This is a genomic window from Tenacibaculum pacificus (genome assembly GCF_027941775.1).
Lineage (GTDB): Bacteria > Bacteroidota > Bacteroidia > Flavobacteriales > Flavobacteriaceae > Polaribacter > Polaribacter pacificus_A.
Map to the genome: position 1 here is coordinate 805,360 of NZ_CP115917.1, position 19,944 is coordinate 825,303.

General features: G+C 29.1%; 17 protein-coding genes. 10 read left to right on the top strand and 7 right to left on the bottom strand.

Going from position 1 to position 19,944, the window contains the following annotated elements; genetic code table 11:
• Positions 1 to 15 precede the first annotated feature (15 nt).
• Genes PG913_RS03740 through pyrR form a run of 3 tightly spaced genes read right to left on the bottom strand, consistent with a single transcriptional unit; the run spans position 16 to position 1,862 of the window.
• Entirely contained in the window at positions 16 to 348 is a 333-nt protein-coding gene (locus PG913_RS03740; RefSeq protein WP_271231677.1) for a hypothetical protein, read from the bottom strand.
• 2 nt (positions 349 to 350) lie between these two features.
• Positions 351 to 1,283 (bottom strand): aspartate carbamoyltransferase catalytic subunit, encoded by a 933-nt coding sequence (locus PG913_RS03745; RefSeq protein WP_271231678.1) that lies wholly within the window; start codon positions 1,281 to 1,283, stop codon positions 351 to 353.
• Between the two features lie 24 nt (positions 1,284 to 1,307).
• Positions 1,308 to 1,862 carry a bifunctional pyr operon transcriptional regulator/uracil phosphoribosyltransferase PyrR gene (pyrR, locus tag PG913_RS03750; protein WP_271231679.1) on the bottom strand — a complete coding sequence of 185 codons (555 nt, stop codon included), beginning with the start codon at positions 1,860 to 1,862 and terminating at the stop codon, positions 1,308 to 1,310.
• Positions 1,863 to 2,007: 145 nt separating this feature from the next.
• On the opposite strand from pyrR, the gene PG913_RS03755 reads away from it, so the two are divergent.
• Positions 2,008 to 3,900 (top strand): SulP family inorganic anion transporter, encoded by a 1,893-nt coding sequence (locus tag PG913_RS03755; RefSeq protein WP_271231680.1) that lies wholly within the window; start codon positions 2,008 to 2,010, stop codon positions 3,898 to 3,900.
• A gap of 50 nt (positions 3,901 to 3,950) precedes the next feature.
• Here the strand turns inward: PG913_RS03755 and PG913_RS03760 are convergent, their stop codons facing one another.
• Positions 3,951 to 4,892 (bottom strand): LysR family transcriptional regulator, encoded by a 942-nt coding sequence (locus PG913_RS03760; protein ID WP_271231681.1) that lies wholly within the window; start codon positions 4,890 to 4,892, stop codon positions 3,951 to 3,953.
• Positions 4,893 to 5,004: 112 nt separating this feature from the next.
• Here PG913_RS03760 and PG913_RS03765 point away from each other — a divergent pair, with 112 nt between their 5' ends.
• Positions 5,005 to 5,475: a Dps family protein gene (locus PG913_RS03765; RefSeq protein WP_271231682.1), complete on the top strand. Its 471-nt coding sequence runs from the start codon at positions 5,005 to 5,007 to the stop codon at positions 5,473 to 5,475.
• 77 nt (positions 5,476 to 5,552) lie between these two features.
• Here the strand turns inward: PG913_RS03765 and PG913_RS03770 are convergent, their stop codons facing one another.
• Positions 5,553 to 6,368 (bottom strand): TerC family protein, encoded by an 816-nt coding sequence (locus PG913_RS03770; protein WP_271231683.1) that lies wholly within the window; start codon positions 6,366 to 6,368, stop codon positions 5,553 to 5,555.
• Positions 6,369 to 6,607: 239 nt separating this feature from the next.
• Here PG913_RS03770 and PG913_RS03775 point away from each other — a divergent pair, with 239 nt between their 5' ends.
• The 4 genes from PG913_RS03775 (at position 6,608) to PG913_RS03790 (ending at position 12,685) form a co-directional block, all read left to right on the top strand.
• Positions 6,608 to 8,128, top strand: coding sequence for a PhoX family protein (locus PG913_RS03775; protein WP_271231684.1), 1,521 nt, complete (start codon positions 6,608 to 6,610; stop codon positions 8,126 to 8,128).
• A 4-nt stretch (positions 8,129 to 8,132) separates the two neighbouring features.
• Positions 8,133 to 9,923: a cytochrome-c peroxidase gene (locus tag PG913_RS03780; protein WP_271231685.1), complete on the top strand. Its 1,791-nt coding sequence runs from the start codon at positions 8,133 to 8,135 to the stop codon at positions 9,921 to 9,923.
• Between the two features lie 213 nt (positions 9,924 to 10,136).
• Complete coding sequence (locus PG913_RS03785) at positions 10,137 to 11,468, top strand: saccharopine dehydrogenase C-terminal domain-containing protein (RefSeq protein ID WP_271231686.1); 1,332 nt, start codon at positions 10,137 to 10,139, stop codon at positions 11,466 to 11,468.
• A gap of 5 nt (positions 11,469 to 11,473) precedes the next feature.
• A complete protein-coding gene (locus PG913_RS03790; protein ID WP_271231687.1) occupies positions 11,474 to 12,685 on the top strand; it encodes an NAD(P)-dependent oxidoreductase in 1,212 nt (403 codons plus the stop codon).
• A 46-nt stretch (positions 12,686 to 12,731) separates the two neighbouring features.
• Here PG913_RS03790 and PG913_RS03795 read toward each other — a convergent pair whose 3' ends face one another.
• Both PG913_RS03795 and PG913_RS03800 read right to left on the bottom strand, forming a co-directional pair.
• A complete protein-coding gene (locus PG913_RS03795; RefSeq protein WP_271231688.1) occupies positions 12,732 to 13,514 on the bottom strand; it encodes a sulfite exporter TauE/SafE family protein in 783 nt (260 codons plus the stop codon).
• A 40-nt stretch (positions 13,515 to 13,554) separates the two neighbouring features.
• Positions 13,555 to 14,433 carry a helix-turn-helix transcriptional regulator gene (locus PG913_RS03800; RefSeq protein WP_271231689.1) on the bottom strand — a complete coding sequence of 293 codons (879 nt, stop codon included), beginning with the start codon at positions 14,431 to 14,433 and terminating at the stop codon, positions 13,555 to 13,557.
• 247 nt (positions 14,434 to 14,680) lie between these two features.
• Between PG913_RS03800 and acs the strand changes: the two genes are divergently transcribed.
• The 4 genes from acs (at position 14,681) to PG913_RS03820 (ending at position 19,886) form a co-directional block, all read left to right on the top strand.
• Positions 14,681 to 16,591 carry an acetate--CoA ligase gene (gene acs, locus PG913_RS03805; RefSeq protein ID WP_271232125.1) on the top strand — a complete coding sequence of 637 codons (1,911 nt, stop codon included), beginning with the start codon at positions 14,681 to 14,683 and terminating at the stop codon, positions 16,589 to 16,591.
• 12 nt (positions 16,592 to 16,603) lie between these two features.
• Complete coding sequence (locus PG913_RS03810) at positions 16,604 to 17,176, top strand: Crp/Fnr family transcriptional regulator (RefSeq protein WP_271232126.1); 573 nt, start codon at positions 16,604 to 16,606, stop codon at positions 17,174 to 17,176.
• A 59-nt stretch (positions 17,177 to 17,235) separates the two neighbouring features.
• The gene (locus tag PG913_RS03815) at positions 17,236 to 17,961 is read left to right on the top strand and encodes an acyl-CoA desaturase (protein ID WP_271231690.1); all 726 of its coding nucleotides are present in this window, start codon (positions 17,236 to 17,238) and stop codon (positions 17,959 to 17,961) included.
• A gap of 149 nt (positions 17,962 to 18,110) precedes the next feature.
• The gene (locus PG913_RS03820) at positions 18,111 to 19,886 is read left to right on the top strand and encodes an ABC transporter ATP-binding protein (RefSeq protein WP_271231691.1); all 1,776 of its coding nucleotides are present in this window, start codon (positions 18,111 to 18,113) and stop codon (positions 19,884 to 19,886) included.
• Positions 19,887 to 19,944: the final 58 nt, after the last annotated feature.

Here is a 19,944-nt window from a genome sequence, read left to right on the forward strand (position 1 = left end):
AATCATTAAATTAGGTTAAAAACCTAAATCACGCTGCATATTTTCCATATCTAAAACATCTTGAGCTTCAACCAAGGTTGGAACAATATTAAATGTTTCTGGAAAATCATCAATGTTCACATCTTTTACTATAATAACAAAAGATGTGCCATTTTGTTGATGTTTATCAGCATATTCCAAAAATAACGAAATATTTTCTTTTGAAGCACAAAAATCACCTAAAACTTCAACAATAACGTGTTTTTTATTATAGTTAAAATGTTCTTTTTCAAAAGTTAAGAAGAAATCTTGAAAGTTTTTTTCTTCAGAACTGATTAAAATATAGTTGTTTTTATCTTCTATTTTCATGCTTATCTTTTTATCTGTTGTGCTAATAAGTACATAACTGCCATACGCACAGCAACACCATTTTCTACTTGATTTAAAATAATAGATTGTTTGCTATCAGCAACATCACTTGTTAATTCAACACCTCTGTTTATAGGTCCTGGATGCATAATAACGATTTCCTTGTTAAGGCCGTCTAAAATTTCTCTATTAATACCAAAAAGCTGTGTATATTCTCTTGTTGAAGGAAAATATTTAATATCCATTCGTTCGTGTTGTACACGTAAAACATTGGCAACATCACACCATTCTAAAGCTTTCTTTAAATCGGTTTCAACTTCAACTCCTAAACTTGTAATATATCTAGGAATTAATGTAGTTGGTCCACAAACTTTAACTTCAGCACCTTGTAATTGTAAAGCGAATATATTTGAAAGTGCTACTCGTGAGTGTAAAACATCACCAACAATAACAATTTTTTTCCCTTTTAAATTACTGTTTAAAGCTTCTCGCATAGAAAAACTATCTAACAATGCTTGTGTCGGATGTTCATGAGTTCCATCACCAGCATTAATAATTTTAGCATCTACATGTCTTGATAAAAATATACCTGCTCCAACACTCGCATGACGCATAACAACAATATCAACCTTCATGGCTAAAATATTGTTTACGGTGTCAATTAGTGTTTCTCCTTTTTTTACTGATGATTGTCCTGCTGAAAAATTAATGACATCAGCAGATAAACGTTTTTCTGCTAATTCGAATGATAATTTTGTACGGGTACTATTTTCAAAAAATAAATTAGCAATCGTAATATCTCGTAAAGAAGGAACTTTTTTAATCGGTCTATTTATAACTTCTTTAAAATGAGAAGCAGTTTCAAAAATAAGTTCTAAATCTGTTTTGTTAAGGTATTTGATACCTAATAAATTCTCAACACTTAACTGCTTCATCTTCGTTTTGTTTTATAATCATAGCTAATCAAGCTTAGTAGGCTTGGTTTCTAAGTAAATTCTGTCTTTTTTATGAGTTTCTTGCCAATTAACAATTACTGTTTCTTCGTTAATTGCATCTACTTGTCTTCCTCTATAATTAGGTTGAATAGGTAAATGACGGCTAAAACGACGGTCAATTAATACGAGTAACTCAATATTTTCTGGTCTTCCGTATGATTGAAGAGCTGTTAAAGCACTTCGCACACTTCGTCCTGAATAGAGTACGTCATCAATTATAACTACTTTTTTATCTTCAATTAAAAAATCGATTTCGGTAGATGTAGCCTCTAAAGGTGCATCTCTTCTTCGAAAATCATCTCTATAAAAAGTAATATCTAAAAGACCTAATTGTAAATTTTTAATTTGATATTCATCTGTTAATAATTTTGCTAATCGTTTTGCTAAATAAGTACCTCTTGGTTGAAGACCTATTAAAACAGTATTAGAAAAATCATTATGATTTTCGATTAACTGACAGGCTAATCGATGCAGAATGATTTCAATTTCTTTTGAAGTAAGTAGTGTTTTCCTGCTCATAATTTGCTACCAAATTGGTTTGATAGTTGAATGTTCAAAAATAAAGTAAAAAATTAAGTGAGCAAAATTAAAGTTGAACAAACATAAAACTATATGAATAAAATTATCTTTACATTTGCCACCTTTTAGCAAAACGGATATAATTATGATGAAATACCTTAAGAATAAGAAACTTAACATTAAAGACGATACCCTTGCAGGTATAACAGTTTCTTTAGCAATGATACCCGAAGTGGTGGCTTTTGCTTTTGTTGCGCAAATTAGCCCTATTGTAGCATTGTTTGGAGCTTTTGTAGTCGGAATAATATCTGCTGTTTTTGGTGGAAGACCAGGTTTAATTTCAGGTGCAGCAGGTGCTGTAGCGGTTATTTTTGTACATATGATTCAAGAAGGACACGCAAAAGGACTTCTATTTGATGAGCCTGTTGAAAATATGGGATACTTTTATTTACTCGCCGCCGTGGTTTTAATGGGAATAATACAAGTCTTTGCAGGACTATTTAAGCTCGGTAAGTTTGTACGGTTGATACCACATCCTGTAATGATGGGGTTTGTAAACGGATTGGCTATTGTTATTTTTATGGCACAATTAGGAATGTTTAAGGAAAATTCAAAAGATTTTTTTGGACAAAATAAACGTGAAACAACATCTAAAGAATTAGTTTATAACGTAAATAATAATGAAGTAAAAGATGTTTTGTCGGGTACTGTTTTATATACGATAAAAGATAAATCAGTAATAAATAATCAAACAGCTAAAGAAGCTTTTATAATTTCTGATGGACAGGTTTTTAATCCAATAACTAAAAAAGTTGTTTTTAATGTAAAAGAAGATGGTTTTTATTCAGTTAAAGATACTGGAGTTGTAAAATCGACTATGCAAGGTGAAAAGCTTTATATAATGATAGGTTTGGTTTTATTAACAATGCTTATTGTTTGGGGATTACCAAAAATTACCACAAAAATACCCGCAGCATTAACCGCTATTTTAATCGTTTCTTGTATTGTTATTTTTGGAGGAATTCAATCAATTAATGTAGGTGATTTTATTAGAGATGGTGGTGGAGCTGGTTTAAATGGTTTTGATGAATTATCAAAAAAATTAAACGTATTTGAACTTTGGAGTAATTTACCTTTCAATTTAGAAACGTTAAAATTTATTGCGCCGTATGCATTTTTAGCGGCTTCTGTTGGTTTAATTGAAACCTTAATGACCGTGAATTTGGTAGATGAATTAACCGATACCAGAGGAAATGGAAATAAAGAATGTATCGCACAAGGTGCGGGAAATATGGTAAGTGGTTTATTTGGTGGTACTGGAGGTTGCGGTATGATTGGGCAAACGGTTATTAATATCAACGCAGGTGGTAGAGGACGTTTATCAGGAGTAATGATGTCGTTAACTTTATTAACCTTTATTTTATTTGCTGATAAATATATTGAACAAGTGCCAATTGCTGCTTTAGTAGGTGTAATGTTTATGATGGTTATTGAAACTTTTGCTTGGTCTAGTTTTAGAATTATGAAAAAAATTCCAGCTTCGGATGCCTTTGTTTTAATCATTGTATCTGCTGTAACTGTGTTTTTTGATTTAGCAATTGCTGTATTTGTAGGTGTTATTATTTCAGCATTATCATTTGCTTGGTCGAGTGCTAAAAAAATTAGAGCTAGAAAACGTGTAAAAGCAGACGGAACTAAAATATATGAAATTTGGGGTCCTTTATTCTTTGGAAGTATTACTGAATTTAACGAGAAATTTGATATCAAAAATGATCCTGAGCTTATTGAAATTGATTTTGTAGAATCAAGAATTTCTGATCATTCGGCTATTGAAGCAATTGTTAATTTGGTAGAAAAATATAAAGCAGTAAACAAAAAAGTAACCTTAAAGCATTTAAGCGAAGATTGTAAAGTTTTATTATATAAAGCAAATCCGATTTTTAAAGGTGTTATTGAAGAAGCTGTTGATGATCCTAGATATCATTTAGCTGCAAATCCAGAAAAGTTTCCAAAAGCTTTATCAGAATATAAATTCTAAATAAAAAAATCCCGCAATTATTTGCGGGATTTTTTTTGATTTATAGTTTTTTACATTTTTTGTATCGGACTAATTATTTGAACATCATTAAAAGCAATTGCACCTCTTATTACGCTATCTATTGTTTTTTTCAAGGCTTCAATTAATTGCATTTTAAGTTGCGATTTATGATAAATTAAACTTACTTCTCTTGCAGGTGGAGGTGTTTCAAATTCTCTTAAATTTTTTTTATCAGCATCATTTAAATCGAGTGTATTTAAATAAGGTAATAAAGTCATTCCTAAACCATCTTTTGATAACTTTATAAGTGTATCGAAACTTCCACTTTCTAATTGAAAATTATTTGCACAATTTTTTTTATTAGCTCTACATAAATTAATAATGCTATTTTTAAAACAATGTCCATCTTCAAGAAGTAAAATATCATCAACATCTAAATCATCAATTTTAATTTTCTTTTTATTAAATAATCGATGTTCATTAGGTATTAAACCAACAAAGGGTTCGTAGTATAAAACACGTTCTTTTATTGCTTCATTTTCTAAAGGTGTAGCGGCTAAAGCAGCATCAATATGTCCATCTGTTAATTTTCTGATGATTTCCTCTGTTGTTAATTCTTCAATAATTAATTTAACTTTTGGATAATTTTTACCAAAGGTTTTTAAGAACATCGGTAATAATGTAGGCATTACTGTGGGTATAATACCAAGTTTAAACTCGCCACCTACAAAACCTTTTTGTTGATGTACGATGTCTTTAATACGACTGCTTTCATCTACAATAACTTTTGCTTGTTCTATGATTTTTAGACCAACTTCTGTTAATTCGATTGGTTTTTTTGAGCGATTAAATATTTTAGCATCTAATTCATCTTCTAATTTTTGTATTTGCATACTTAAAGTAGGCTGTGTAACAAAACAATGTTCAGCTGCTACTGTAAAATTTTTATATTTAGCTACAGCAAGAGTGTATTTTAACTGTGTTATTGTCATTGTATCAGTTTTTTTGATAAAGATATTAAAAGTATCAATAACGTTTATAGTTTTTAACAATTATTTGAACCTACTTTTGAAGTAGTAAATAACAGTACTTAAAAAGAATATTATGAAAACAACAGTTTTAGGTTTAGATAGTAAAAAGTCAATAAAATTAGCAAAAGAATTAAATATATTATTAGCTAATTTTCAAGTGTATTATCAAAATGTAAGAGGATTACATTGGAATATTAAAGGTAAAAGTTTTTTTGAACTACATGTTAAGTTTGAAGAATTATATACTGATGCTCAAGAAAAAGTTGATTTAATTGCTGAAAGAATATTAACATTACAAGGAGTTCCGTTACATACTTTTGAAGATTATTCAAAACTATCAACGGTTGTTGTGGGTAAAAATATTTCTAATGATAAAAAAGCAGTGGAATTAGTGGTTAATTCATTATCAGAATTATTGAAAATAGAGCGAGCTATTTTAGCAACATCAGATGAAGCAAATGATGAAGGAACAAATTCGATGATGAGTGATTTTATCGCGGAGCAAGAAAAAACAATATGGATGTTAAATGCTTGGTTAGGTTAGAAATCAGTAAAAAACTTCTTAAAAATAAAAAAAGGCAATCATTTACGATTGCCTTTTTTTATAAATATATTTTAAAATTATTTTTTATCATCAGTAATATTTACCGTGTTTTCTGCTAATATTTTTTTCTGATATTGTCCTTGCACAACATCTACAATAATTAAAATAGCTAACACAAAATAGAAAGTTGTTTTACTCATCGGTACAATTTCGTTTCCAAATAATTTTAAATGCGCTAAATGCCCACCTTCAGTAACCAACATAATTCCGACTATAAAAAGAATAAATAATCCTAATACTTCATACATACGATTTTTTGCTAAAAATGTAGAAATTTTATCTGCCATTACTAACATTAATAATCCGCTTATAACAATAGCAATTGCCATAACAATAAATGCGGTTGTTGAGTTTTCAATTTCGCTAGTAAGCCCGATTGCGGCTAAAATAGAATCAAAAGAAAAAACTAAATTCATAATAACAATACTTGTAATAACAGCATTTGACGATTTTGCTTTTTTTCCGCTTTCAATATCATGTGATAAATCGTTGCTTCCAATCATATGCCATATTTCTTTTATTGCGGTGTAAAGTATAAATCCACCACCAAATAAAACAATAATACTATGTCCATTAAATGCAAAATGAACAACATCTTTAATGCCTCCACTTAAAAAAGAAAAAGGTTCTTGAAAAAAATCAATAACAGAAACTAAAACAAAAAGTAATACAATTCTTAAAACAATGGCGATTAAAATACCCACTTTTCGTACTCTTTTTCTGTCTGATTCAGGTGCTTTTTTAGATTCTAAAGAAATATATAATAAATTATCAAACCCTAAAACGGCTTGTAATAAAATTAGCATTAATAAAGTAAAAATGATTCCTAGCATAATAATTTAAAGTTAATTGATTTTATGTTGTCAAATATATCAATAAAGAATTGAAGCAAAAAGTGTTTCTAAATGAAGATAATAAAGAAATGAGTTCTTTATTAAGAACAAATCTAATTATTTAAGTTCTCTTAATAAAGTTTACATTTTAATGATGTGTTGTTAAAATAAGAGCGCTATAAGCTTTACAAACGCGCCTTTAATTTGACCAATCAAAAAAACCTTAAATATTACTTATAATGAAAAACTTAAAATTAAGCGTATTAGCTTTATTAGCAATTTCGATTAGTTTAACAACATTGACTTCTTGTGAAGATGGAGCTGATGGAACAAATGGTATTGATGGAGTAAACGGAACTGACGGAACAAATGGAACTGATGGAACTGATGCTTCAACATATTTAACAGCATCTAAAACACCAAACTTTTTAAAGGTAACTAGTGATTTTGTTGGATTAAAAATTACACCATTATTATCATCAGAAGATATTATACCAAATTCACCAGATTTTGTGTACGGTTCTATGGCTGATGGAGCTGGTTTATTACCAGAAGCAGATGGTACTTTTACTTTAATTAATAATATTGAAGCTGATTATTCTATTGCTAGAATTAAATTAAACAAAAATTTAAGACCAATATCAGCAGAATATATTTTAAACGCAACTGCAACTGGTGCAACAGCACAATGTTCAGGATCTATGGTTTCTCCAGAAGAACATGGTTTTGGACCTTTATATTTATCAGGTGGTGAATGGGGTGGAGCATCAAAAGGTGTTTTTGCTACAGATCCTTATAAATCGGCAGAAGATGCAAGCATAGGAAGAATGTTAACTGCAATGGGACAATGGTCTACTGAAAATGCTGTAGTTATCGGTAAAGATGCTTATGCTGATAAAACAGTTGCTTTTATTGGTGATGATAACGGAAATAACGAAGTTCCTTCAGGTCAATTAGGAATGTATGTTGGTAATAGAGGAGATTTAGAAGGAGGAAAATTATATGGTTTAAAAGTAACTTCGGCAGGAGTAGCTTATGAAGTTGATATGACTGAAGGAACTGAATATGATGTTGAGTTTGTTGAATTAGAAGAAAAAGAAATTACAGCTTTAGATACAGAATGTAAAACTAAAGGTGTTATGGGATTCTCTAGATTAGAAGATATTGACTGGAGAAGAGGTTCTGCATCAAATAATAGAGAAATTTATTTTGCAGTTACAGGTCGTAACAAGCCAGGTTTAGTTGGTAAAGGAACTATTTTAGGACGTGTTTATAAAGTGGTTTTAAATGAAAATGATCCAACAGGAGCGGCTAAAATTACTTGTGTATTAGATGGTGATATTGTTGGAGGAAAAGCAGATGGTTTTCATTCTCCTGATAATATTGTAGTTACTGAAAACTATGCATATGTTCAAGAAGATCCTAACGGATATGCTTCTGTAAATCCAAATATTATTGGATATTCTAAATTATATCAATATAACTTAAATACTGGAGTAATTAAAACTGTTTTAGAATGCGATCAAGATAGAGCTGCAACTTTAGGTTACGGAAATATTGCAAAAAATTGGGAAATTACAGGAATGATTGATGTTACTGATATTGTAAATAATGGTAAAAATTCATTTTTAGTAATGACTCAAAATCACGGATGGGAACCAGCTGATGGAACTTCATTTACAGATCCAAAAGCAAATACTGATTTAGATAACAGAAAAGAAGGTTCTGTTTTACACTTAATTACAGGATTAGAAAGATAAAAAAATGAAAGACTTTTTCAGTCAAGCTAAGACATACCTTTGTGTATGTCTTTTGCTTTTGGTAGTATCATGTACTCAAAAACCAGCAAAATATTCTTCTGTTGCTCAGTTTTCTGAGGATGTTAAAAAACAATATATTAATCATCTTTCAAAAGCTATTGAGAATTTAGATAGCATGGAAGGTAAATCGATTAAAGAACAACAAAAACATTATGTTTTAGCTCGTAAATATTTCAAATTAGCTGAACCAATTTTAGCTTTTTCAGATAAAGATAATTACAAATCATTAAATGCACCTAATATTATAGGTGTTCATGGTGAAACTACAAATGATACTCGAGTTATAAATCCGATAGGATTTCAAGTAATAGAAGAAACTATTTATGATGATGATAGCGATTTTATTGTATTAAAAAGAGCCATAAATGTTACTAGTAATCGATTGAAATTAATTAAAAAAAATGTAACACTTAAGTTAAAAGGATATCATGTAATGTGGTTAATAAGAGATCAAATTACTAGAGTAGCTACAGCGGGTATTACTGGTTTTGATTCTCCAGTTTTAAATCAATCATTAGTTGAAAGTTCATATACTTATGAAACCCTTCTTGATATTATCAAATTAAATGAAAACAAGTTTACATCAAAAGCATTATTTAATAAATTTGAAGTGGCTGTAAAAAGTGCTCAAAAATCTTTAAATCATGATTTTGATACTTTTGATCGTTTTAATTTTATAAAAAATCATACAAATCCTCAGTTAAAAATATTACTTGAAATTCAAAAAGATTGGGAAGTTAAATATCCTTTTGAAATGGCATTATCAAATAATATGTCAACCTTGTTTTCTGATAAAACATTAAATATAAATTATTTTTCTGATCATTTAAATGATACCACTAAACTAGCTGAAAAAATAGTTTTTGGTAAGCAATTATTTAATGATACATCTCTTTCTAAAAATTACGATATGGCTTGTGCAACTTGTCATATTAAAGATTTAGCTTTTACTGATGGTAGAAAAACTTTTGATGAAAATCAAACAAGAAATAGCCCAACATTAACTTATGCAGCTTATCAAAGAAGTTTTTTTATGGATGCCAGAGCTGGTAGTTTAGAAGGTCAGGTTGTTGGAGTTGTAGAGAATCATAATGAATTTAATATGTCTATGGATTCTGTTGTACAGCGTGTATATAAGAATAAAGAGTATAAAAAATCAATAATAAATTTATATGGTGCTAAAAGAGTTGATTTTAATATACGTCATGCAATAGCTTCTTACATAAGAACTTTAAATATGTTTGATTCAAAATTTGATAAAAATATAAGAGGAGAAGAGGAAACCTTAACAGCAGATGAAAAGCAAGGTTTTAATTTATTTATGGGAAAAGCATTGTGTGCAAGTTGTCATTTTGCACCTGTATTTAATGGAACAGTTCCTCCTAATTATAATGATACAGAGCTTGAGTTTATAGGTGTTCCAGAATCTACGGATAGTATTAATCCTAAAATTTCTACGGATTTAGGGCGTTATGCTTTATATAAAACTCCAGAACGTAAACACTTTTTTAAAACACCTACTGTTAGAAATATAGCTAAAACAGCGCCATATATGCACAATGGTGTTTATAAAACTTTAGAAGAAGTTATGGATTTTTATAATAAAGGTGGTGGAGCAGGTTTAGGTTTTGATACTGAATATCAAACATTACCTTTTGATAGTTTAAGTTTATCAAAGAAAGAAATATCTCAGATTATTGATTTTATGAATACATTAACAGATGAAACTTATTAGAATAAAAATGTAATTTTATAACAAATAAAAGCAACCAGTGTATCGGTTGCTTTTGTTTGTTATATGTTTAATTTTCTATAACTAATAACCTTAAAATTATTGGAATTTTACAAATGTTTAAAATAAGACAAAAAACAGTTTTCTGTGAATTATGCTGTTTTTTTTAAATTAAGTTAAATGTAATGTTACGTTTGTGCTATAAAATTAAAATAAATGAAAAAAATACTAATGTTTGGAGCAGGATTATCTGCCACAACACTTATTAAATATTTATTAGATAATGCTCAAGCACAGCATTGGAAATTACAAATAGCTTCTAGAACAAAAGCTACAGCAGAAGCTAAAATAAATAAGCATCCTTTTGGGGAAGCCATTGGTTTAGATGTAGTAAATGATGCAGAAGGAAGAAGAAAATGGATTGCTGATGCTGATATAGTGATATCAATGTTACCTGCAGCCTTACATATGTTAATTGCTAATGATTGTTTATCAGCTAATAAAAACTTAGTAACAGCTTCTTATGTTTCGCCAGAAATACTTGCTTTAGATGAAAAGGTTAAAGATGCTGGAATTATTTTTATGAATGAAGTAGGAGTAGACCCAGGAATTGACCATATGTCTGCAATGAAAATTATAGATTCAATAAAAAATCAAGGAGGAACTATAGATACATTTAAATCGTACTGTGGAGGGTTAATGGCTCCAGGATATGATAATAATCCTTGGAAATATAAATTTACTTGGAATCCTAGAAATGTAGTAATGGCAGGTACTGCTGGAGCATTTTTTTTAGAAGAAGGTAAAGAAACTACTTATACTTATTCTAATTTATATGAAAATACAGAACAAGTTGAGGTGTTAAACTATGGTAAGTTTGATGCATATGGAAATAGAGACTCTGTAATTTATAAAGAAATTTATGGCTTAGAAGGTATTTCTAATTTATATAGAGCAACCCTAAGAAATGAAGGATATACAGATGCTTGGAATATCTTATTACAATTAGGTTTTACTGATGACGAGAAAAAATACAATGTAAAAGATACTACTTTTGCCGATTTTACAGCACAATTTGTAAATAAAGAGGGTTCTTGGAAACAAAGAATAGAATCAGTATTAAATAAAGAAATTTCTGAAATTTCATTTGCTAAAATTGAATGGTTAGAAATTTTTACTGATGCTATTATAGGAGGAGAAGATAAAACTGCTGCTCAGGTATTAGAACAAGCAATGGTTGCTAAAATGAGTTTAGAAGAAGGAGATAAGGATATGTTAGTAATGCATCATTACTTTAAATATATATTAAATGGAGAATCGAGAGAAATAACTTCTTCTATGGTATATATTGGTGAAGGAAACGAACATACAGCAATGTCTAAAACTGTTGGCTTACCTACTGCAATTGCTGTTAAAAATATTTTAAACGGAAATATTTCTTTAACAGGAGTTCAAGTGCCAAACGTAAAAGAAATATACGAACCAATTCTTAACGAATTAGAGGAGTATGGAATTCAATTTATCGAAAAAGAAACTGTTTTAGCTTAATTGATATGAACATAAAAATAGGAATATTAAGAGAAGAAAAAACACCACCAGATAGAAGAGTACCTTTTACACCAGAACAAGTAGCTGAAATTATAGCTACTTATTCAACTGTAAAAGTGGTGGTACAACCTAGTGAAATTCGTTGTTTTAAAGATGAAGACTATGTTGCTAAAGGAGTTGTTTTACAAGAAGATTTATCGGATTGTGATATTATTTTTGGAGTAAAAGAAGTACCTGTACAAAATTTAATTCCGAATAAAAGATATTTTTTCTTTTCGCATACACATAAATTACAGCCTTATAATAAAAAACTAATACAGGCTATTTTAGAAAATAAAATAACACATACAGATTATGAATGTTTAGTTCAGCCAAATGGAGCAAGAATTATAGGTTTTGGTAGGTATGCAGGTATTGTTGGAGCATATAATGGTTTAAAAACATTTGGTGAACGAACTCGAAATTATCAATTAAAACCAGCAACTTCTTGTACCGATTTACAAGATATGATAGCACAATTAAAGTTGTTGCAATTAAATAAAGTTAAAATTGTTTTAACAGGTTCAGGAAGAGTTGCAAAAGGAGCTAATGAAATTTTAGAAGCTGCAAAAATAAGAAAAGTAGCTACTGATGAGTATTTAACTCAAACATTTAACGAAGCTGTGTATTGTTGGATTGATGCAGATGAATATACAGAACGAAAAGATGGAGCTGATTTTGATTTCAATCACTTTTTTGAAAATGGAACAGCGTATAAATCGACTTTTAAAAGGTTTACTGAGGTATCAGATTTATTTATAGCTGGGCATTATTGGGATAATTCATCACCTGTATTTTTTACAAAAGAACAAGCTGCTTCAGAAGATTTTAAAATAAGAGTAATTGCAGATATTAGTTGCGATATTGCATGTGCAGTACCATCAACATTAAGACCTTCTACTATTGCAGACCCTGTATATGATTATGATAGAATAACAGGAAAAGAAGTTGAGAAATATTCTAATGAAAATAATATATCTGTTATGGCAGTAGATAATTTGCCTTGCGAATTACCTGTAGATGCTTCTCAAGGTTTTGGAAAACTTTTAATTGAGCAAATAGTACCTTTATTAGTATATGGAGATAAAGATGATATTCTAAAAAAAGCAACTTTTACCACATCAGAAGGAAAATTAGCATCAAAATATAGTTATATGGAAACTTTTGTAAATTCTTAATAATAAGATGAAAAATAGAAAAAGGAACCTTTAATGTTCCTTTTTTTTAGATATAATTCCATAATATTTTTATGGCAACAAAGGCAATCAAAATAGCAGTTGCCTTTTTTAATTGAATAGGTGTAAGTAATTTATTACTCATACGTTTTCCTATTTGTCCTCCAATAGCTACAGTAATTAATAAAGTAGAAGTTAATTTCCAGTCAATTATAAAATTAGTATTAAAATATTGACCAAATAATCCGGCAATAGAGTTTACTAATATAAAAACACTAGCGGTTGCTGCAATTTTTTTAGAAGAGTCCCAGTTTGATAAATGTAATAAAGGAGCTAAAAAAATGCCTCCCCCAATACCAACTATTCCAGAAATAAAACCAATACCTCCTCCATAACTAGCATTTTTATAAATATTTACTTTATTATGTTGTTTTTTAGAAATGATACTTTTTTCAGAAAACCACATAGTAATTGCTGCTATTAACAATGTGATTCCTAAAATAATAAAAAAAAATACTTGATTAATTTTAAGAAATCCACCAAAAAAAGCTAATGGAACACTAGATAAAACTAAAGGAGTTATTTTCTTCCAGTCAATTAATTTTTCTTTTTGAAAGAATAAAATATTACTAAACACAACAACAATGTTACAAAGTAACGATGTTGCTCGTATTTGAGAATAGGCAATTCCAGTAAGTGCAAGTACCGCTAAGTAACTAGAGCCTCCTCCAAAACCAACAGAAGAATATAGTATAGCGATACAGTAAAATACGAGTATTAATTGCCAGTTAATAAAAAAGGTTTCAATTAAAAACATTAATGAGTATATCAAATTATTTCTTTCAAAGATATTTTAAATTGTTGAGGTGTTATTAATTCCTTTTTTTGAAAATCCTATTAAAATATGTAACATTATTAAAACCTGTTTTATAAGCAATATCAGAAATATTTTGATTAGGATTATTTTTAATTAGTTGTTTAGCAAATTTAATTTTTTCAGAATTTATATAATCAATAGGTGTAACACCTAAAGTACTTTTAAATTTTTTAAAAAAATGAGATTTACTCATACAAGCTTTTTCAGAAATTTTATCTAAACTTAAATCATTTTTTGTTAAGTTTTCTTTAATATATTTAATAGCATAGCTTATACGGGTATCACTAAAACCATCATTAACATTTTTTAAAATCAGTTTTCGTGCTTTACTTTGTAACAAACGAATAATTAATTCTTGAATCATTAAATCTAATAATGCATTTTTAGATTTTGAATTATTAATAAATGTATTTGTTAGTTTATTAATAAGTATGTTTATTTCAGTATCATTATTTAAATGTGAAGTTTGTTTTTTAAAATCCCAATTATTATTTTCTCTTTCAATAGCGGTATTTTCATTAAAATGATAAACAACTTCATTTATTTTATTTTGATTAATTACTAATCCAGAATAGGTTGTTGGAGTAGTTAATGAAGCTTCAGGAAAATCAATACTTATATTGTTTTCTTCAGGAATAACTAATGTTGCTCCTTTAGTAAATAAAAATGGTTTTGTTTTATCGAAATGCATTATCATTTTACCAGTCATCATACTCGCAATAACTGTATTATCAAAATTTAAAAATACATTTTTTGTGGTTTCATATGTTTTAAAAATATTTAACTCTGCATATTCAGAGTTGTAGATAGTTTTATTATCAATAAATGTAATTACTTTTTTTGTTTTGATATTTTTATGGTTTAGCGACATCATTTTTTTATTTTTCATTTAGCATAGACTAATATCGTTCAATTATTTAATAGTATTGTTTGGTAATAGTTATTCTTTTGAGTGTAATTTTGGTTTATTGTTAATAAAATGATTTTACTTGTGTTAAGTATTTAAAATGCTTAATACTAGTATATAAGTCCCCCCTTTTTTTACTGTTAATAAAGAATTAAAGCTAACATTGTAAAAGTGTTAGCTTTTTTTGTTAAAAACCCATATTTTTAAAAAAAAAATTATGAGTAGTTATCATATTAAAAATTTAGAAGAATATTTTCAAGTGTACCGTAAGTCTGTTGCTACTCCTGAATTATTTTGGGAAGAAATAGCTGAAGAACACTTTATATGGAGAAAAAAATGGGATACGATTTTAAATTTTGATTTTAACACACCTAAAATAGAATGGTTTAAAGGTGCTAAATTAAATATTACAGAAAATTGTATCGATAGACATTTACAGATAAGAGGAGATAAAACGGCTATATTATTTGAACCAAACAATCCTAATGATAAAGCTGAGCATATTTCTTATAAAGAATTACATAAAAGAGTCTGTAAATTTGCAAATGTTTTAAAAGATAACGGAATTAAAAAAGGTGATAGAGTTTGTATCTATCTACCTATGATTCCTGAATTAGCAATTTCAGTATTAGCTTGTGCTAGAATAGGAGCAGTACATTCGGTAGTTTTTGCAGGATTTTCATCAACAGCTTTATCAACAAGAATAAATGATTGTGAAGCTAAAATGGTTATTACTTCGGATGGTTCTTTTCGTGGTACAAAAACAATCGATTTAAAAGGTATTGTAGATGAAGCATTAAACGATTGTGAATGTATAAATACTACTTTAGTTGTAAAAAGAACACACACAACTATTGAAATGAAAGAAGGTCGTGATAAATGGTTACAACCTTTATTAGATGAAGCTTCTGAAATTTGTGAACCAGAAATAATGGATGCAGAAGATCCTTTATTTATTTTATACACTTCAGGTTCTACAGGTAGTCCAAAAGGAATGTTACACACGACTGCTGGATACATGGTTTATACAGCTTATACTTTTAAAAATGTATTCAATTATAAAGAAAATGATGTGTATTGGTGTACAGCCGATATCGGTTGGATTACAGGACACAGTTATATTGTATATGGTCCGTTAGCAAATGGCGCAACTACCGTATTATTTGAAGGCGTACCGAGTTATCCTGATTTTGGTCGTTTTTGGGAAATCATAGAAAAACATAAAATTAATCAATTTTATACCGCTCCAACAGCAATTAGAGCGTTAGCAAAAGAAAAGTTAGATTTTGTAGATAAATATAATTTATCATCATTAAAAGTATTAGGAACAGTTGGTGAGCCTATAAATGAAGAAGCTTGGCATTGGTATAATGATAATATCGGAAAGAAAAAAAGTCCTATTGTAGATACTTGGTGGCAAACTGAAACAGGTGGTATGATGATTTCGCCATTACCATATATTACACCAACAAAACCAACGTATGCAACCTTACCATTACCAGGAATTCAATTATCTTTAATGGATGAAAATGGTGCAGAAATAAAAGGAAATCAAGTTGATGGACGTTTATGTATCAAATATCCTTGGCCAAGTATGGCAAGAACCATTTGGGGAAATCATCAAAGATATAAAGAAACCTATTTTTCAGCTTTTGAAAATAAATATTTTACAGGAGATGGCGCTTTACGTGATGAGGTTGGGTATTACAGAATTACAGGTAGAGTAGATGATGTAATTATTGTTTCAGGACATAATTTAGGAACTGCTCCTATAGAAGATGCCGTAAATGAACATCCTGCAGTAGCAGAAAGTGCTATTGTTGGTTTTCCACGTGATGTAAAAGGAAACGCTTTATATGGATATGTTATTTTAAAAGATGTTGGAGAAGGAAGAGACCATGATAATTTACGAAGAGAAATCAATCAAATTATAACCGAACATATAGGACCTATTGCAAAATTGAATAAAATACAATTTACTATAGGATTACCAAAAACAAGGTCAGGTAAAATAATGCGTCGTATCTTGCGAAAAATTGCACATAACGAATTAGATAATTTAGGCGATGTTTCTACATTATTAAATCCAGAGGTAGTGCAAAGTATTATTGATAATAGATTGTAACGTAAAATGAGTATTGTAAATATTAGAACCTATCTAGAAAAATCACTAACAATTAATGATAGTGATTGGCAATTTTTTACATCTAGATTAACACTAATAAAAGTAAAGAAACGTACAAAACTTTTAAATTTAGGTGAAGTAGAAAATCATATTTCATTTCTAGATAAAGGTATTGTACGTTTTTTTATCCCAAAAGAAAGTAAAGAAAAAGAAATTACTTTCGGATTTTGTTTTAGTAATGAGTTTGTAAGTGCTTATGATTCTTTTTTAACAAAATCACCATCATTATACGAATTAGAAACGCTTACTGATGTAGAAATGTGGCGTATGACTTATGATGATTTACAAGAGGTATATAATCAAACAAGTATTGGAAATGCTTTAGGAAGATTATCTTCAGAGCGTTTATATTTGATAAAATCAAAAAGAGAACAATCGTTATTAAATGAAACAGCCGAAGAACGTTATTTAAAGTTATTTGATGAACGCCCTAACTTAATAAAAGAAATTCCGCTAAAATATATTGCTTCTTATATTGGCGTAACAGCTCAGGCTTTAAGCCGTATTAGACGACGAATTACTTAACTTAGGTTCATTTTTTTTATGTCACAAAATTTAGTTCTTTGTAGTCTAAATTATCAAGAATGACAATAGTAGTTTTTATTATTTTTTTATGGTATTCAGGATTGTTTTTTCAAACGTTCTTTTTACATAGATATGCCGCACATCAAACATTTACAATGTCAAAATTTGCCGAAAAAGTATGTTTTGTATTTACTTGGCTTTTTCAAGGTTCTAATTATTTAAGTGCGTATGGTTATGGAGTTATGCACAGAATGCATCATGCGTATGCTGATACAGAGAAAGACCCGCATTCGCCTAAATACGATAGTAATTTATTTAAAATGATGTGGCGTACTAAAAACGTATACCAAGATATAAATAATCAAAGAATTGAAGTTGAACCTAAATTCACCAAAAACGTACCACAATGGAAAAGCTTTGATGACTTTGCAAGTTCTAAATTCTCTAGATTAACTTGGGGAGCTTTATATGTAGTGTTTTTCGCATTTTTTGCAACTGCTTGGTGGCAATGGTTATTTTTGCCTGTTGCTTTTTTGATGGCACCAATACACGGAGTTATTATTAATTGGTTTGCTCATATTTACGGTTACGTAAACTTTAAAGTTAGCGATACATCTAAAAATTTATTTCCTTTTGATTTTTTAATGATGGGCGAGGGTTATCATAACAATCACCATGCGAACGGAGGGCGTGCAAATTTTGGTGGCGTAAGATGGCGTGAAGTAGATGTTACGTATTGTATCATGATTATTTTAGATAAGTTGCGATTGATTAAATTGAAATAAAATTCATATAAAAAATATATTTTTAACCTTCTAGAATCTCAAGTTATTTTAAATAATAAGTTGAGATTCTAGAAGGTTTTGTTATTATGTCATAGTATTATTCGATGGCGTGTAATTTGACAATGCTATTTATATCTTCAAAAAATAATATGCAACATCAACATAAAATATCTTCAAAAAAAAACCTTAAAAAGAAAACAAAGGTTACAATGGTTACGGCTTTTAAAACTATTATTTGGCCAAAACGAAATTTAGTTTTTATCGGTTTGATATTAATTGTTTTAAGCCGATTAGCAAGTTTAGTTTTGCCATGGAAAAGTAAGGAATTATTAGATTATGTTATCCCTAATAAAGATTATAATCAATTATACGAATTGCTATTGATTGTCGGAATTGCTATTTTAGTACAATCAATTACATCCTTTTTATTAACTCGAATTTTAAGTGTACAGGCTCAATATTTGATATCAGAATTAAGAGCAAAAGTCCAAAAGAAAGTACTGTCTTTACCAATTAGTTTTTTTGATAATACTAAATCAGGTGCTTTAGTTTCTCGAATTATGAGTGATGTAGAAGGTGTTCGTAATTTGATAGGAACAGGATTAGTACAGTTAGTCGGTGGAACTATAACGGCTGTAATTTCGATGATTTTGTTAATTAGAATAAGTTTATCGATGACAATATTTGTATTGATTCCTGTTGCAGTATTTGGAGTTGTTGCTTTAAAAGCATTCAAATATATCCGACCAATATTTAAAAAAAGGCGTGTAATTAATGCTGAAGTAAAAGGACGATTAACCGAAACTTTAGGCGGTGTTAGAGTGATAAAAGCCTTTAATGCGGAAGCACAAGAAAACGAATCTTTTGAAAAAGGAGTTGCTCTTTTATTCCAAAACGTAAAAAAAGGATTAACGGCAACAGCTATTATGACAAGTTCATCTGCCTTTTTGCTAGGAATTGCTTCTACAGGAATTATGGGAATTGGCGGTTATAAAATTATGACAGGTGAATTAACCGTTGGTGATTTTTTATCGTTTACGCTTTTACTTGGTTTTATGATTGCTCCAATTGTACAGATGAGTAATATCGGAAGTCAATTAACAGAAGCTTTAGCGGGTTTAGATAGAACCGAAGAATTAATGAATATGGAAGCCGAAGAAGACAATGAAAATCGTGTTATTCAATTAGAAGATATTAAAGGAGAATTAGTTTTTGATAATGTTTCTTTTTCTTATGAAGCAGGAAAAGAGGTTTTAAAAGATATAAGTTTTCAAGTGCCATCAGGAACGGTAACAGCGTTGGTTGGAAGTTCGGGGTCGGGAAAATCTACAATTGCAGGTTTATCTGCTACTTTTTTAAATCCAATAGCAGGAAAAATAACAATTGATAATCAAGATATGTCAAAAGTTAAATTAAGTAGTTATAGAAAACATTTAGGCGTTGTTTTACAAGACGAGTTTTTATTTGAAGGAACTATTAGAGATAATATTTTATTTCCAAGACCAAATGCTTCAGAAGAAGAATTACAGAATGCTGTAAAAGCTGCTTATGTAAATGAATTTACAGACAGGTTTGAAGATGGATTAAATACATTAATCGGAGAAAGAGGTGTAAAACTTTCAGGAGGTCAGCGCCAACGTTTGGCAATTGCTCGGGCTATTTTAGCAAATCCGAAAATTATTATTTTAGATGAAGCAACTTCTAGTTTAGATACTGAAAGTGAAGCATTGATTCAAAAAAGTTTATCAGAATTAATAAAAGACAGAACAACAATAGTAATTGCACACAGATTAAGTACCATTAAACAAGCGGATCAAATTTTAGTGATAGAAGCAGGGGGTATTGTTGAACGTGGTACACATAATGAATTAATAGCTAAAAAAGGAAGATATTTTGAATTGTATACGTATCAAGCAAAAATTTAAGAAGCATATTTTTTAATAATGAAAAGCATCCTTTATAGGATGCTTTTTTATTTTATGG

Coding starts and splice junctions, on each gene's coding strand:
- PG913_RS03740 (WP_271231677.1), bottom strand. CDS start 348: ATGAAAATAGAAGATAAAAACAACTATATTTTAATCAGTTCTGAAGAA.
- PG913_RS03745 (WP_271231678.1), bottom strand. CDS start 1,283: ATGAAGCAGTTAAGTGTTGAGAATTTATTAGGTATCAAATACCTTAAC.
- pyrR (WP_271231679.1), bottom strand. CDS start 1,862: ATGAGCAGGAAAACACTACTTACTTCAAAAGAAATTGAAATCATTCTG.
- PG913_RS03755 (WP_271231680.1), top strand. CDS start 2,008: ATGATGAAATACCTTAAGAATAAGAAACTTAACATTAAAGACGATACC.
- PG913_RS03760 (WP_271231681.1), bottom strand. CDS start 4,892: ATGACAATAACACAGTTAAAATACACTCTTGCTGTAGCTAAATATAAA.
- PG913_RS03765 (WP_271231682.1), top strand. CDS start 5,005: ATGAAAACAACAGTTTTAGGTTTAGATAGTAAAAAGTCAATAAAATTA.
- PG913_RS03770 (WP_271231683.1), bottom strand. CDS start 6,368: ATGCTAGGAATCATTTTTACTTTATTAATGCTAATTTTATTACAAGCC.
- PG913_RS03775 (WP_271231684.1), top strand. CDS start 6,608: ATGAAAAACTTAAAATTAAGCGTATTAGCTTTATTAGCAATTTCGATT.
- PG913_RS03780 (WP_271231685.1), top strand. CDS start 8,133: ATGAAAGACTTTTTCAGTCAAGCTAAGACATACCTTTGTGTATGTCTT.
- PG913_RS03785 (WP_271231686.1), top strand. CDS start 10,137: ATGAAAAAAATACTAATGTTTGGAGCAGGATTATCTGCCACAACACTT.
- PG913_RS03790 (WP_271231687.1), top strand. CDS start 11,474: ATGAACATAAAAATAGGAATATTAAGAGAAGAAAAAACACCACCAGAT.
- PG913_RS03800 (WP_271231689.1), bottom strand. CDS start 14,433: ATGATGTCGCTAAACCATAAAAATATCAAAACAAAAAAAGTAATTACA.
- PG913_RS03815 (WP_271231690.1), top strand. CDS start 17,236: ATGACAATAGTAGTTTTTATTATTTTTTTATGGTATTCAGGATTGTTT.
- PG913_RS03820 (WP_271231691.1), top strand. CDS start 18,111: ATGCAACATCAACATAAAATATCTTCAAAAAAAAACCTTAAAAAGAAA.